Genomic DNA, 14,882 nt, shown 5'->3' with positions numbered 1-14,882 from the left:
TGTTGATTATTAGAAACTGAGATAATCAATTTTTCATTTGCTAAGGTTTCTGCTTCCTCTGCAATCCATCGGGCCATGTTTCCTACAGAAATCAATATATTTATATTGGTATTTGCAAAATCCCGGCCAACCATGCGATGACCCTCCTCTGAAAAACTGCCCATTTCAAACATATCTCCCAGCAGTGCAATTTTTCTTTTTCCCTTCATATCATCAAGTACCTTAAGGGATGCCTTCATGGAATCCGGGCTGGCATTATAGGCATCATTAATGATTTTAAGATTATGTTTTTCATGGATTTCAAACCTCATCTTTGAAGGAATATAATGATTCAGACCTTTTTGTAATTCCTCAGGGGTCATTTTAAAGTTCAGTCCAATCCATAGGCTACCAGAGCATTGTAAACATTATGAATACCAGGATATTTAAATTGAAAATCATGAACTTCTTCCATTATTTTAATGGAGATGGTGAAGCCTGCTTCACCATGATCAATTACCCGTTGGGGATAAAAGTCATTCTCCTTCGATAATCCATAGGATATGCACTGATAGGATCTTTGCTGCTCCTTTACTTTTTGAAGATAGGGATCATCTCCATTGATCAGCAGATAATCGGTCCCTTGCAGGAAGCCGGCTATTTCCAGCTTCGCCTTCAGGATGTTCTCTCTGCTTCCTAAGTGTTCTATATGAGACATACCAATATTGGTGATCACCGCCACATGGGGCCTGACAACTTCAACCAGATTATGAATTTCACCAAAGGATGACATCCCCATTTCCAATACACCAACCTCATGGCTTTTTGACAGGTTGAACAGCGTCATGGGCAAACCGATTTGGTTATTTAAATTACCCATATTTTTTAGAACCTGATATTTTTCTGACAGGATGCTGCTGATCAATCCTTCGTGCTGGTTTTACCTGTACTGCCGGTTACCGCCACAAAGGGGATATGAAACTGATTACGATAATAAGTACTGATTTTTCTCAGGGCAACCAGGATATCTTCCACTTCGATAACAAAAATTCCTTCCAGTTCCTTCAAATTAATTGGTTGTCCTTTGCAGCAAAGGCTGCCCCATGCCCCCTTGGTCTTGGCCTTGGGAATAAAATCATGCCCTCTATAATTTGCTCCGTCGAGGGGAATAAAAAGCTGTCCTACTTTAAGGGTTCGGGTATCGGTGGAAATTCCAGACTTGAAGGGTTTTTTCCAGCTTGCAATAGACGGCCTCCTGTGGCTTGGATGATTTGTTCAACGGTCAGCAGCATTACTCAATTCCTTCCTCTCTAGCGATTTCAATTGCAACCTGCCGGTCGTCAAAGGGCAGCACCTGGCTCCCTACAATTTGGGTTGTCTCGTGACCCTTTCCTGCAATAATGACGATATCATTCCTACGGGCTGTCTTAAGGGCCAATTTAATGGCCTCCCGTCTATCTGGCCTTACATAATAACAGCTCTTGGATTTTTGAATCCCTTGTTCAACCATTTCTATTATTTGATTAGGATCCTCGGTTCGAGGGTTATCAGATGTTAGAATCGATATATCGCTGTATCTTCCGGCGATTTCACCCATCACGGGTCTTTTTGTTTTATCCCGATCGCCACCGCAGCCAAATACGGTAATCAATCTATTATCCTTTGCAAAGGTCTTGGCTGCTTTTAAAACATTTTCCAGGGCATCAGGCGTATGGGCGAAGTCTACAATCACTGCTGCCTTTTTGATTTCTTCGATCACTTCAAACCTTCCCTTTACTCCTTTAAACTGCTTTAGGGCTGAAACCATTGATTCAACAGGTATCCCCAGGGCATAGCAGGCCGATATGGCCGCCAGGGCATTGTAAACAGCAAAAAGGGCTGGGATTTTAAGGGTAAAGGCTTCCCTGAAATCGGGCCCCACCACCTCAAAGCTGACACCCTTAAGGCCGATTTTGACATTCTCTGCCTTAAAATCAGCTGACTGATTTATTCCATAGGTATAAAGGGGAACTGCTAAATTTCTGATTTCTTCTGCTATGATCTGACCATGGGAGTCATCAATATTAATAATATTCCCAGTCTGGGTCTGATAAAATAATTTCTTTTTTGACCTTCGATAATTATCTAAATTTAGGTGAAAGTCCAGGTGATCAGGTGTGAGATTGGTAAAAATACCAATTTTAAAGGCAATCCCTTCCACTCGGCTAAGCTCCAGGGAATGGGATGAAACCTCCATGACACAGCTATCCAGTCCATAAATCAAGCATTTTTCTAAATTGCCGCTGAATATCAATTGATTCTGGTGTTGTTCTGGATTGAACGACCCTTTCATCTCCCATCAGCGTGGCCAGCGTCCCCATTAATCCAGGCCTTCGGCCCGCTTCCTCCATATTGCCTTAATCATATAAGTAATTGAGTTTTTCCATTGGTTCCCGTAACACCAATTACATCTAATATTTCACTGGGTCGATGATAAAAATTCGTTGCAATTTGTGCCATGGCCCTTCTGCAATCTCTTACCCGTATCACGGTTGCATCTTCCGCTTGAATCGGTACTTCGCAGAGGATCGCCTTTGCTCCCCTTTGAATGGCTTCACTTACGTATAGGTGTCCATCCGTTTGAAAGCCCCGAATACATATAAATAAGCTATTTTCTGTAACATCCTTTGAATTATTATGTATGTTGTCTATCTCTAAATCATCATTTCCGTCCAGCTTGACGATATCCAGCCCCTGAATCAATTCCTTTAATATCATAGGTATCCATCCCTTCTATTGCTATTATTAACGTTTCTTGAGCTTTTTAAAAGGCAACATAAAATTAAAGGTTGATTACCCAATAATTTTAGTTGCCCATTTCATTATAAATCCATTAGCTTATATTTTCTAGTATTAAATTTTATGGAAATAGGCTTAATTAAATTCTACACTCACAATGGTTCCAGCCTCAACCTGTTCATTCATCTCTGGATATTGCTTCGTCGCCTGCCCACTTCCTGTAATTTTTAATCTTAACCCAAGATTAGAGAGAATTGTATTGGCTTCACGGATGGTCTTTCCTGTCAGGTCTGGTACGGTAACAGAAGCTGAATCGGTACCTTTCCTTGTGTAGAGCAAAATAATTGATTTTTCCGGTACTGATGCCCCCGGCTTGGGAAACATATCGACCACAATATCATTCTGATGCTCTTCATTAACGGTTTCTATATCATATTGAAGGTTATGCTGACCTAATATTTTCGATGCTTCACTCAGAGACATATCCCGTACCTCCGGAACAGTGACCTTAGGCTTTACAAGCTCCTTTGCCTCTTCTTCATTATAGCTGGGCTGAATATCTAAATATCTTAAGGTTTCCTCTAAGATTTCCTTTGCCGCCGGTGCTGCCGTGGTGCTACCGAAATGGCTTGCTCCATTGGGCTCATCCACTACAACCAAAATAGCCAGCTTTGGATCATCTATGGGAGCAACGCCTATAAAGGAGGAGATGTACAGTCCGGCTGGATAGCCTCCATCCTTGGCCTTCTGAGCCGTTCCTGTCTTTCCGCCTATACGATAGCCCGGAATGTAGACTGAATTTCCTCCTCCCTCTGAAACGACAGATTCCATAATTTCAAGCATTTCCTTTGAAGTTTTTTCTGAAATAACCTGTCGAATAAAGGTCTCTTCAAATTGATGAATCACCTTACCCTCTTGATCAATCAGTTCCTTCACAAGCCTTGGCTGCATCAATTTTCCATCGTTGGCTATGGCAGCAACGGCTGTTAGTAGCTGTAATTGTGTTACCGAAATACTTTGCCCGAAGGACATGGTGGCCAGTTCTACCGGCCCTGTTTGGGGCACCGAATACATAATTGCACTCCGCTCGCCGGGCAAATCAATTCCTGTTGTGTTTGAAAATCCAAAGGCATTAATATATTTATGAAAGGTTTCGGCTCCAAGTCGTTGAGCTAATTCAACAAATACCGGGTTATCAGAATTTTGTACTGCTTCTGTTAGGGTTTGATGCCCAAAGGGATTATACCAACGCCAGCTTTTAATGATTCGACCTGCAACATTGATGGTACCGCTGGAATAAAAGGTGCTTTGGGGAGTGGCTACCCCTTCCTCCAAGGCAGCAGAGGTAGTAACCAGCTTAAAGGTAGAGCCTGGCTCATAGGTATCATTAATGACTGGATTTCGCCACATGGCATACCATTCGTTGAGCTTTTCGTCATCGGTCAATTCCTCCAGCTGGGCCCTTAAAGCTTCATCAAGGGGTACTCTGGGCTCATTGGGATCATAGTCTGGCTTAATTGCCATGGCCAATATTTCTCCGGTTTTAACGTCCATTACTGTGGCTGAAACCCTGAGGGCCTGGTTAACTTCAAGGGCATTTTGCACTGCCTTTTCAGCAAAGTGCTGTATTACTTCATCAATGGTTAAAACGACACTTAAACCATCCTCTGGAGGATGATATCGCTCAACACTGAAGGGAAGCTGCCGGCCTGCCCCATCGGTGTTCTTGATCCATCGACCGGGTAAACCGCTTAAATACTTATCGTATTCCAATTCTATGCCGGCCATCCCCCTATTGTCATTGGTAATATGACCTATTATGTAAGAAGCAAAATTACCATAGGGGTAATATCGTTTATTATCATCAGCAATCCAAACGCCCTTCAACTTTGCCTGACGAACCTTCAGGGCCAGGTCGTCATCGATCCAGCGAATAAGTGTAACAATATAGCTTTTTTTAGTTAAATCGGTTTTTAGCTTTTCTTCATCAAGACCCAATATTACCGACAATTCCTTGGCTGTTTTATCTACATCTTCTATTTCGCTAGGCTTGGCATATACCGTATTGCTGCTGGCACTAATTGCCAATTCCTTTCCATTGCGATCATATATGATTCCTCGCTTGGCAGGAATGGGAATATCCCTGGTCTGCTGGGCATTGGCAAGCTCCTTGTACCTTTCGCCGTTTACGATTTGAATCCAGCCAAGGCGAACGATTAAAGAGAACATCACCACATTTACAACGATAAATATAAACAACAATCTTTTTTTACTTGATATACTAGGCTGAGACAAAGCTCTTCCTCCTTTAAAAATTCAACAGGGCTGTAAATTTATGAACTACCCTCTTTAATGGGCTTATCCTTGGTTGTTCCAGGTTTTCTTCCAGTTTTATGCGATTATTTAATTCATTGGTCAGAAGATCTACCTTGGTTTGATTGATGACAATGTATTGGGTATTTTCGGGGGAAGGATACTGCATTTTCAGCCGTTCTAATGCTTCCTGCTCAATTGCCCTTGACTTTGAAACCCGTTCAAGCTCTATTTTCAGTTTTTCTCTTTGCATTTCCATTTGCTCAAGGGTATTATTTTGAGCATGAACATGATGCCTTAGCTCCGTTATGGCAGCGTATCTTAATAGGAGAAATAAGCTCAATACCAAAAGCCCACAAATTGATAAAGCAACAGCTGCTTTTTCCAAGCGGTAGCTTTTTTGGGGCATACCTTTCTTTTTAGGTGTTGGCTTCTCTCGTCTTTCGGGCTGTAATTGGGGATATTCTTTTCTTATTACTTCCAAATTTATTCATCCTTTCTCCCATTTAGAACAATTCTATACCTTTTCCGCCACCCTTAGCTTGGCACTTCTTGCCCTTGGGTTTATTTCCAATTCCTCATCAGAGGGAACGATCGGTTTCCTTGTGATAATTTCCAGCTCCTGCTTTTTGTTACACTGGCAAACTGGAAACTGAGGGGGACAAACACATGGATTTTGCAATTTTTTAAAGGCATTTTTTACAATCCTGTCCTCCAGTGAATGGAAGGTGATGATACAGATTCTACCACCCGGTCTTAAATATTGAGTGGCCGCAATAATGGTTTCTTCGATAATTTCCAGTTCTCGATTGACTTCAATACGAATGGCCTGAAAGGTTCTTTTGGCCGGGTGGGGTCCATCCATTCGGGCTCCCTTGGGAATGGCCCCTTTTATTATATCCACCAGCTGATAGGTGGTTTCTATAGGTTCTGATCTTCTGTGGTTTACAATAAATTGGGCGATACGCTTTGCCCATTTTTCTTCACCATAGTCTTTTATAATTTGATAGAGGGCTTCTTCACTGTAACCATTGACAACCTCCCTGGCAGTCAATGGACTGCGGTTATCCATTCTCATATCCAGGGGAGCATCATGCATGTAGGAAAAGCCCCTTTCCGCTTCATCCAATTGATGGGATGAAACACCTAAATCCAGCAATAGGCCGTCTATTTCTGCAATTTCCAGTTGCTCCAGTACATCTGACAGATGACTGAAATTGCTTCTTACGGCTTTAAAACGATCAGTATAATCTTTAAGCCTTTCACCGGCAGCCTTTAGGGCATTTTCATCCTGGTCAATTCCAATCAGCAGGCCTTTTTCATTAAGTCTTTTGGCAATCTCCAAGGAGTGGCCGCCGCCCCCCAGGGTGCCATCTACGTAAGTCCCCTGAGGCTTTATGTTTAAATATTCAATTGATTCCTCCAACAGTACGGAAACATGTTTAAAATTCATTTTATCACCTTCATTTTAGATTCCCAGCTCTGCCATTTTTGAAGCAATTTCATCATAGCTTAAATTAGCATCGCTGTTATATTCCTGCCACTCAGCCAGGCTCCACACCTCGATACGGGTGGCAACCCCTATCATAACCGCTTCCTTTTCGAGGTGGGCGTATTCCCTTAGGTTATTGGGAATTCTTATTCTTCCCTGATTATCCAGTTCACATTCCGTGGCACCTGAAAAAAAGAATCTTACAAAGGCTCTGGCATCCTTATTGGTAAGGGGGAGCTGCTTTAGCTTATTTTCCATAACCCTCCATTCCTCAAGGGTATAGATAAACAGACAGTTGTCTAAGCCCTTTGTTAAAATAAAGCTCTCTCCCAACTGTTCTCTGTATTTAGCGGGTATACTGACACGACCCTTTGTATCAATTGTGTGATGATACTCTCCAAAAAACATTTTTATCCCACCCCTGGGGTTTTTATCCCACTTCATACCACTGCATACCACTTTTCTATTATTTCTATCCCTTTTTCTAAATTCCTGCTATAAATTTATTAAATTATATATAATTTCAAGTCCCAACTTATGAGATAATGCTTAAGGCCTAGATTTTACCAGGTGAAAATACAAAAAATAAAGCCGTCCCTTGGAAATTTAAAGGACGACTTAAATTAAAATTATATACAGAAATCCTCTTTAATTTAAATTTTGTTTTAAGTAAGAGTCTTTCCTATCAATAAAATAACCACCTGTTTTTTCAGGTGGTTGAATACTTAATGCTGCCTTAGAAAAATACTAGGCACCCTTTTTTCGATAAAAGTCAACAATCAGTAAGTCTAATTCTGTGCTTAAACGATAGATTTCTTTATAATCTACATGCTTATCCATCATCTCATTTAATCTCTTTTGCATCAAAATAATCTGTTGCTTAATCATTTCCTCACCCCACTGGACTTATCTTGCGTAACTTTTTTTATCTTAAAGTAAAGGCTATTATTTGTCAAAGGGGATTTATGGATTATTAAATATAATTATCTAGTCCATTCTTACTTTTTCTTATAATTTCTCCATATTTGTATAATAATAGATATTTTTACCAAGCTAATTTAATGCCTTTTTTCTTTTTTGCAGTATCATTCGTAGAGCAAGCCCCCCTATAATCATTAGCACACTAATTACCTGGGCGGTACGTAGGGGTCCGATCATCAGACTGTCTGTTCTTAATCCTTCAATGAAAAATCTGGCCAGAGAATATAAAATTAGATAATAGATAAAAATTTCGCCCTCAAATTTCTTTTTCTTAGTGTAGTAAAGCAAAAAGAAAAAGACTGCCAGGTTCCAAAGTGACTCATACAAAAAAGTGGGGTGCACCTTTACTCCATCTATCATAATTCCCCAGGGTAAATCGGTGGGGCCGCCATGGGCCTCTTGATTAAAATAGTTTCCCCATCTACCAATAGCTTGACCCAATATCAAGCTTGGAGCACAGATATCTGCCATTTTCCAGAACCCAATTTTTTTATAACGACAGAAAAAATAACAAGCCAAGACGCCCCCAATGATTCCGCCATGAATAGCCAGTCCCCCCTGTCTGAAGTTAAAAATTTGACTGGGGTAACGTCCATAGTAGTCCCAATTAAAAGCGACGTAATATAATCTTGTACATAAAACAGCAAAGGGAACCGCCACAAGGCAAAAATCAATGATTATATCCTCGGGCAGATTTTCAGCCTTGGCTCGACGAGTAGCCACCACTACCCCCAGTGCCATTCCTAATCCAATTAAAATACCATACCAGGCAATTTCTATTCCAAATACCGTAAAGGCAATTGGGTCCATTCATAACCCCTCCTTAAAGAAAGTTGAAATAACTGAACCTGAGCACAAAGGGAAAAAGTCAGACTGAAACATTATCGTTTACGTAACAGCGCTGACTCCTATCATGCCCATAAGCCCAGGCTTTTAATTCATTATATGAAAATTGCCTTGGCTTGTCAAATTAAGGCTTAATTACCGATAAAACTTGATTTGAAGGATTAAAGTGATCCTTTAGCAACCCATTGGCTTCTTCAAGGGTGGCTGTCTTTAACACCTCAATATATTCTAAGAAATTACTTCCTCTGAAATAATATGTTACGAAGGAATTACCCACATACTCTAGACTATTAAAGTAACTTAGATTTTCACCAATCTGTTTTTTTAAAATTCTTTGAAAATCTTCCTCGGGTATTCCCTTTACCTTTAACGCTTCAACAGTCTCATCAATATACCTTTTAACCTCCTTTGGGTCTTTTGATTCCCCTCCAACAAGGCTATAGCCATAATCCAACTCGCCGATATACTCTCCATTAAAATCTTGATTAACTAAGCCCTTATCATATAGTTTTTCAAAAAGGCTGCTGCTTTTGCCAAAAATGATATCTAAAATGACCCTCAACAGGGTTTCCTTTTTCATAAGTTGATCTCCATGACTTTGTAATTTCAGGTCTTTATAGCCTAAATTAAACAGTGGGGTTGATACCGAAAGGGTATTTTCAATATAGGGCATTCCGATCTCATCAGGTTCAACCGGCTGCTGTCTTTCAATTGTTTCCTGGGATAAAAGCTCCCTTTTGGAAAAGTAGGCCTCTGCCTGTTCAAATACCTGATCGGGGTCTATTTCTCCTGCTGCAAAAAGCAGCATGTTAGCAGGATGATAAAAGGTATGGTAGCATCGATATAGCTCTTCTTTGTTGATCTGATAAATACTATCGACGGTGCCGGCAATATCATTCTTAACAGGATGGTTACGATACATAGCCTTCAAAAAATTAAAATATACACGCCACTGGGGATTATCCTGATACATTTTGATCTCTTGTTCGATGATTCCCTTCTCCTTTTCAACGTTCTCATTGGTGAAGTAGGGGGTTTGTACAAGATCAATCAAATGATCAAGACTTTCATAAAAGTGACTTGTTGTTGTAAAATAGTAAGAGGTAACATTAAAATTGGTAAAGGCATTAACACTAGCTCCCAGGGCAGAAAAACGATCAAAGGCATTTCCGTTTTTTTCTTCAAAGAGCTTATGCTCCAGAAAGTGGGCAATTCCCTCGTGAACCTGATAAAAGTCTTGCTCCTTAGATGTTTTAAAGATTAAATCATTGGAACCAAATTTTGTTGTAAAGGAGGCAAACTGTTTTTTATAGCCCTCCTTTGGCATTACGCAAACTGTCAAACCATTTTTCAGTCGTTTACGGTAAATTGTCTCATTCATAAGTTTTCCAACTATTTTATCGACATTCATCGGATGATCTCCCTTCATTTTTGATCTTAGTTGCTTAAAAAGTAAATGGTGTCCTTTTCCACCATCCTGGCTACATTTCTAATGGCCTCCTTTGTAACGGCCTTTATTCTTTCGATCATTTCATCTGGCATAATAATTTGATTTCCAATAATTTGACTATAATAATAATCTGCCAGGGCATTTTGATTATCGCCCATACTATTCACCGAATTAATCATGGCTTTTTTAGTGCTTTCCAGCTCTTCATCGGTAATTTCACCATTGGCGATGGCCTCCATCTGCTGATCAATTACCCGAAGGGTTTCATCATATTGCTTCTTTTCAATACCGCAGCTAATTAGCATAATGGATTTAAACTTTTCGAGCCTTGTGTAAATATAGTAGCATAGGCTTTTTTCTTCCCTAACCTTGATAAAGAGTCTGGAATGAGCTCCGCCCCCCAGAAGATTGCTGTAAACCATGGCAGCTGGATATTTTTCATCTTCAAAGGGAATATTGGTTCTATATCCAATGGTCAGCTTTCCTTGATTCACATCCAGCTTCTCGTGTATGTTTTTGACCTCAGTAGGATGAAATTCGATTGTTTCCCTGGATATGGCCGGTGCAGTTCCCTTCCCAAGGGCCAATTCCTCCCCAAACATCAATGTTAATTCCGCTGGATCTAAATCACCTACCGCAACAATATCAATTGGACTATTGTTTATTATTTGAAGATACTGCTGATATAGCCTGTGGCTGTCTACCTTTTTCAGATCTGCTAGGTTTCCCAGTTCATATAAACCAAAGGCCTCCTTCTGGCTCATTTCTTCAATGCAGCGTTCCATGGCATATTTGTTTTTATCGTTTATTCTGGCCTGAATACGATTGGTTAGGTTGCTGACCTCCTGCTCAATATATTGCCCCTTAAAGCCATCATTTTCCAACAGGGGTTGAGAAAGAATTCCATTTAAAAGCTTAACAGCCTCCCGTAATAGATTTTTATCTTCAATATAACGTAAATCAGGGGTTCCCAGGGTAAATTCAATGATTTGTCTTTCTCCTTTTTTGAATATATTAGTATCTAAATAGGAACCATATAGCTCCTCCAGTTTAATTGAAATATCCTTGGCGGTTTGATATTGGGTGCTGCCCCGCTTAAGTATCATTGGGATTAAAGCATTATCAGTCACCTCACTGTTTGTAAGGGGCCTCTGGAAATATACCTTTATAAGATTGGTTTTGAATTTGTTATCCTTAATAACATGTAAATTAATATTTTGCCGAAGTGCTTTACTTATCAACTGACTCATGATGTTTCCCTCCTATACCTTTATTTCAGTAGTATACGTCAAAGCCTGGACTTTAATCCCATTTTTGTAGATTTATCAATTCGATTCGTTTGGCCAGCTCTAATAGCAGTTGATCGTTATATCGCCATCCGCTGACCTGGCTAAATTCTACCTTTAAGTCGTCATTTCTCTGGCTAAGTATTTTTTCAAGCTGATGTCGCATTTCAATGCCTTCTCCCCCAGGTAATACTTGCATAATTAAAATTTGATTCACGCCTTGCTCCATTAATAAATTAAGCTGTGAATGGATATCCTTCCTGTTTAAAAAGCTTCTTGTCACCTGCTGAGGCTGAAATCCCTCTGCCAATAGGAAATCCCTTACCTTTTCCTGAAATAATATTTCCTGTTTGACATGGAGCTGGTCTTCCATTCCCCTCTGGTGGCTCCCCCCCACCAGCAAAACGCCAGTTCTGCTTTTATATCGATAATCGATTTGCTGTATGATTCTCTCTACAAAGGATTGTGCCAGGCCTTCACTATCCCAAAGGGGATGTGTGCTTTTAAGCTTTACCCGGTATTGCTGGGGATTAACGGCCAATATACTCTGCTGAATTCGATCTATACTTTTTGATTCTGAAAGTAATACAGGCGCAATGATCAATTTGCCGTTTCCTTCTTCTATGGCCTGCTGAATCACTTCTTCGACATAGGGTATGTTATTTAAATACCCCGTATAAACCTGATAGTTGTTACCTAGTATATTTGACAGCTTTTGTTTGAAATTATCAGTATAATAGTGATTTTCTAAGCTATTGGTCGATTCGTAAAGTAGCTTTTGCCTAAATAGCTGAAGGGGTAAAAGGGGATACTCCCATAATCGATTATTTTGAACCAGATTTCTTGTGGCATAGGGAAGCTGATAGGTGGGAGGCTCCCCTTCATAAATGAGAATGACTGCAGTTTGGTTATTTTCTACATAATTAATCGCCATGCTTTGATGATCAATATTATATTGGAACAATAGCAATGTTATTGTTCCTAAAAAATACGCCGACACAAGACACAATGTAATTTTTTTAACAGGGTACTTTTCATGAGACCAATGTAGTGTAAGTTTAATCAGTAATCCGAAAATTGCTATCATGATAATCCTTTGTAATAGACCATTTAACACCATTACCAAAATAATTAAATAAAAAAGTAGCAGAATCCATAACATCATTATTTCCCCCCTTGTCATTCCTATCGCCATAGCCGCCCTAGTACCCATAGGCAATTAAATTTAAGGTAATTAACTCCATAGGGTACTCGTTATATGTTAATCTTTATGTCTTAAAGCCTCCCTCCATGAATAAAGATGGAGAGTCATTTCTCCATCTTTATTCATTCCTTAAGCATTAGGCAGTATTCTTCTGAATAAATCTTCTATCTCATCGGCAAATCCGCTGATGGGACGACCTCTCCCTGTCTCCCTGGCTATATTCTCAATTTTAGAGAATATGTCCGGGTCGGCAGAAACTGCTACCCTTGTTATACTTCGATCAGCCTGTTTTACAACATCTTCTATTTTATTTTTTACTTCTGTCGTCATTTCTCCATCTACCCCTGAGGCTAAATTTACCCCTACCAGGGCGGTTTCGTCAGAAATCACGACAGTGGCACTTTGTACTTCATTCAGCCGAACAACCTCATTTACAATTTGCTCTGCTCGAATCGATAAATCCTGACCTTCCTGAGGCTCCATAGGTGTATTAGGCTCCTGTACCCTTTCATACCGCCCAGGTTGTACCTCTGGTGTGGTCTGATTTTCAGGAACAGGACGCTCCGCTGGGCTGCAGCCCACAGTCAATACCGACAGCAGCAAAAAACAACTAAGGCCTTTTATTAATTTTTGCTTCATTTTCATCACCTCCTGTCATTATTTTCTCTCTCGATTGCTTTTTTATAAGCCCCATAAAATTTATTTTTTTGCAAATTATGGGTCATTAGGGTGTGTCTGAATACTCCGAAGGGTGCAGATTTCACTGAATTTTTGTTCCAAGCAAGGCGCTTTTTTGAAGGCATACCAGGGGTACGTCAAGGAAAAGCAACGCTGCGTGGGGCAAAAAAGCGGTGAAAGATGCCCTTGAGTGGGTTTTCAGACACGCCCTAATCAAAAAGAGTGAATTTAAGGATATAAATTGATGCAGAATGTAATACTATAATTATAAAATTTGATGAAGGAGGGCTTTTTTATGGATTTGCTCCTACTCTCCCGTATGATAAAAGGTCTGGGCCGAAGGTACCGAAGGTTTTCTTTGGGGACATTGCTCTTCATGCTGCTGATTTTTTTAATCACAAGGAGAATGTTTTTTCATTTTGTTTTTTTCCCCCAACAAAAGCCTAGTTCTTCTTGCTAGACCTAGGCCCTTTCACACTTTTTAAAAATCTAATACATAAAACTTAAAATATATTCTGCCAGCCTACCAATTTTAATGAAATTGGAAAGCCGGCTTTTTTTATCTAAGCTACCATGCTAAAAGTAATTACTGCTGCTTTATTGCTAATCACCAAGGGATAGGGTATAATTTTATTTGTGCTGTGCTGGGAAATAATTATAATTGAACATAGAAAGGAAGATTTAGATGAAATTAGGCATAGTTGGCCTGCCGAATGTGGGGAAAAGTACGCTGTTTAATGCCATCACCCAGGCTGGAGCAGAGTCTGCAAATTATCCCTTTTGTACCATTGAACCCAATGTCGGCGTAGTAGCCGTACCAGATCATCGCTTACAGGTGCTGAGGGAGCTTTATCAATCGGAAAAAGTAATTCCTGCAGCAATTGAATTTTATGATATCGCAGGCCTTGTTAGGGGAGCCAGTAAGGGTGAGGGCCTGGGTAATAAATTCTTATCTCATATTCGTGAGGTTGAAGCAATTTTACATGTGGTACGATGCTTTGAGGACTCAAATATTACCCACGTGGACGGAGACGTTAATCCCCTAAGGGATATTGAAACCATCAATTTAGAGCTAATTTTTTCTGACTTGGAAATGATCGAAAAGCGCCTATTAAAAACTGAGAAGCTGGCTAAGGCCGATAAGTCTCTATTGGATGAGCTTGAGCTATTAAAATTAATTAAAGATACCCTGGAAGAGGGCCATACAATTCGTTCATTATCGTTAACAGAGGAACAGCAAAAGATTGTGAAAGGCTTTAATCTTTTATCGAACAAGCCCACCATCTATGTTACCAATGTAGCCGAAGAAGACCTTCAGAGTGATGCTGCCGAAAACCCCCATGTGGCTAAGGTAAGGGAATTGGCCCAGGCTGAAAATGCTGAAGTGGTTGCGATCTGTGCAAAAATAGAAGCGGAAATTGCAGAGCTTGAAGAAGACGAAAAGCAAATGTTTTTAGAGGAGCTGGGACTTCAGGAATCAGGTTTAGATCGACTTATCAAGGCATCCTACAGCCTCTTGGGACTAATCAGCTACTTAACGGCAGGCCCTAAGGAGGTTCGGGCCTGGACCATTAAAAACGGCCTAAAGGCCCCCCAGGCGGCCGGTAAAATTCATACTGACTTTGAAAGGGGCTTTATTCGGGCCGAGGTGGTGGCCTTCGAGGACTTGGTCAATACTGGCAGCCATACCGCCGCCAAGGAAAAGGGTCTTGTACGCCTTGAAGGGAAGGAATACATTGTTAAGGATGGAGATGTGATATTGTTTAGATTCAATGTGTAGATTAGCCAGGCCTACCAGGGCCCGGCTTTTTTATATAAAAAATGCAGAGAAAAATTTCCCTAAATAGAAAACTTCTCTCTGCATTTTAAATTTTA

The 14,882-nt window shown here is 40.3% G+C and carries 16 protein-coding genes; 1 reads left to right on the top strand and 15 read right to left on the bottom strand.

The genetic code is table 11. The annotated features are described in order from the left end of the window. From ACYQ1I_RS00990 to ACYQ1I_RS00920, 15 genes are all read right to left on the bottom strand, one after another. On the bottom strand, positions 1–362 hold a 362-nt coding region (locus ACYQ1I_RS00990), incomplete at its 3' end, for a glutamate ligase domain-containing protein (protein ID WP_459761710.1). Positions 363–370: 8 nt separating this feature from the next. Next, positions 371–904 carry a Mur ligase family protein gene (locus tag ACYQ1I_RS00985; RefSeq protein WP_459761709.1) on the bottom strand — a complete coding sequence of 178 codons (534 nt, stop codon included), beginning with the start codon at positions 902–904 and terminating at the stop codon, positions 371–373. Next, positions 901–1,047 (bottom strand): hypothetical protein, encoded by a 147-nt coding sequence (locus ACYQ1I_RS00980; RefSeq protein WP_459761708.1) that lies wholly within the window; start codon positions 1,045–1,047, stop codon positions 901–903. The genes ACYQ1I_RS00985 and ACYQ1I_RS00980 overlap by 4 nt, the downstream gene beginning before the upstream one ends. A 223-nt stretch (positions 1,048–1,270) precedes the next feature. Continuing rightward, the gene (locus ACYQ1I_RS00975) at positions 1,271–2,311 is read right to left on the bottom strand and encodes a UDP-N-acetylmuramoyl-L-alanyl-D-glutamate--2,6-diaminopimelate ligase (RefSeq protein WP_459761707.1); all 1,041 of its coding nucleotides are present in this window, start codon (positions 2,309–2,311) and stop codon (positions 1,271–1,273) included. Between the two features lie 68 nt (positions 2,312–2,379). Further along, positions 2,380–2,736, bottom strand: a complete 357-nt coding sequence (locus ACYQ1I_RS00970) for a Mur ligase domain-containing protein (protein ID WP_459761706.1) — start codon at positions 2,734–2,736, stop codon at positions 2,380–2,382. 156 nt (positions 2,737–2,892) lie between these two features. After that, on the bottom strand, positions 2,893–5,052 hold the full coding sequence (locus tag ACYQ1I_RS00965) for a penicillin-binding transpeptidase domain-containing protein (protein ID WP_459761705.1): 2,160 nt from the start codon (positions 5,050–5,052) through the stop codon (positions 2,893–2,895). A 13-nt stretch (positions 5,053–5,065) separates the two neighbouring features. Next, entirely contained in the window at positions 5,066–5,554 is a 489-nt protein-coding gene (locus ACYQ1I_RS00960; protein WP_459761704.1) for a hypothetical protein, read from the bottom strand. 33 nt (positions 5,555–5,587) lie between these two features. After that, a complete protein-coding gene (rsmH, locus tag ACYQ1I_RS00955; RefSeq protein ID WP_459761703.1) occupies positions 5,588–6,523 on the bottom strand; it encodes a 16S rRNA (cytosine(1402)-N(4))-methyltransferase RsmH in 936 nt (311 codons plus the stop codon). Positions 6,524–6,538: 15 nt separating this feature from the next. Continuing rightward, complete coding sequence (gene mraZ / locus ACYQ1I_RS00950; RefSeq protein WP_459761702.1) at positions 6,539–6,970, bottom strand: division/cell wall cluster transcriptional repressor MraZ; 432 nt, start codon at positions 6,968–6,970, stop codon at positions 6,539–6,541. Between the two features lie 339 nt (positions 6,971–7,309). Then, positions 7,310–7,450 carry a Spo0E family sporulation regulatory protein-aspartic acid phosphatase gene (locus ACYQ1I_RS00945; protein WP_459761701.1) on the bottom strand — a complete coding sequence of 47 codons (141 nt, stop codon included), beginning with the start codon at positions 7,448–7,450 and terminating at the stop codon, positions 7,310–7,312. Positions 7,451–7,615: 165 nt separating this feature from the next. Continuing rightward, a complete protein-coding gene (gene lgt / locus ACYQ1I_RS00940; protein WP_459761700.1) occupies positions 7,616–8,353 on the bottom strand; it encodes a prolipoprotein diacylglyceryl transferase in 738 nt (245 codons plus the stop codon). Positions 8,354–8,513: 160 nt separating this feature from the next. Beyond that, positions 8,514–9,800, bottom strand: coding sequence for an EF-P 5-aminopentanol modification-associated protein YfmH (gene yfmH / locus ACYQ1I_RS00935; RefSeq protein WP_459761699.1), 1,287 nt, complete (start codon positions 9,798–9,800; stop codon positions 8,514–8,516). Between the two features lie 26 nt (positions 9,801–9,826). Continuing rightward, positions 9,827–11,089 (bottom strand): EF-P 5-aminopentanol modification-associated protein YfmF, encoded by a 1,263-nt coding sequence (gene yfmF, locus ACYQ1I_RS00930; protein WP_459761698.1) that lies wholly within the window; start codon positions 11,087–11,089, stop codon positions 9,827–9,829. A 52-nt stretch (positions 11,090–11,141) separates the two neighbouring features. Then, on the bottom strand, positions 11,142–12,290 hold the full coding sequence (locus ACYQ1I_RS00925) for a sirohydrochlorin chelatase (RefSeq protein WP_459761697.1): 1,149 nt from the start codon (positions 12,288–12,290) through the stop codon (positions 11,142–11,144). Between the two features lie 168 nt (positions 12,291–12,458). Next, positions 12,459–12,968 carry a YhcN/YlaJ family sporulation lipoprotein gene (locus tag ACYQ1I_RS00920; RefSeq protein WP_459761696.1) on the bottom strand — a complete coding sequence of 170 codons (510 nt, stop codon included), beginning with the start codon at positions 12,966–12,968 and terminating at the stop codon, positions 12,459–12,461. A gap of 724 nt (positions 12,969–13,692) precedes the next feature. On the opposite strand from ACYQ1I_RS00920, the gene ychF reads away from it, so the two are divergent. After that, a complete protein-coding gene (gene ychF, locus ACYQ1I_RS00915) occupies positions 13,693–14,787 on the top strand; it encodes a redox-regulated ATPase YchF (RefSeq protein WP_459761695.1) in 1,095 nt (364 codons plus the stop codon). Positions 14,788–14,882 lie beyond the last annotated feature (95 nt).

Source organism: Alkaliphilus crotonatoxidans (assembly GCF_054658015.1).
Note: the sequence above shows the minus strand (reverse complement) of the source record. Positions and strands in the feature narration are given on the sequence as shown.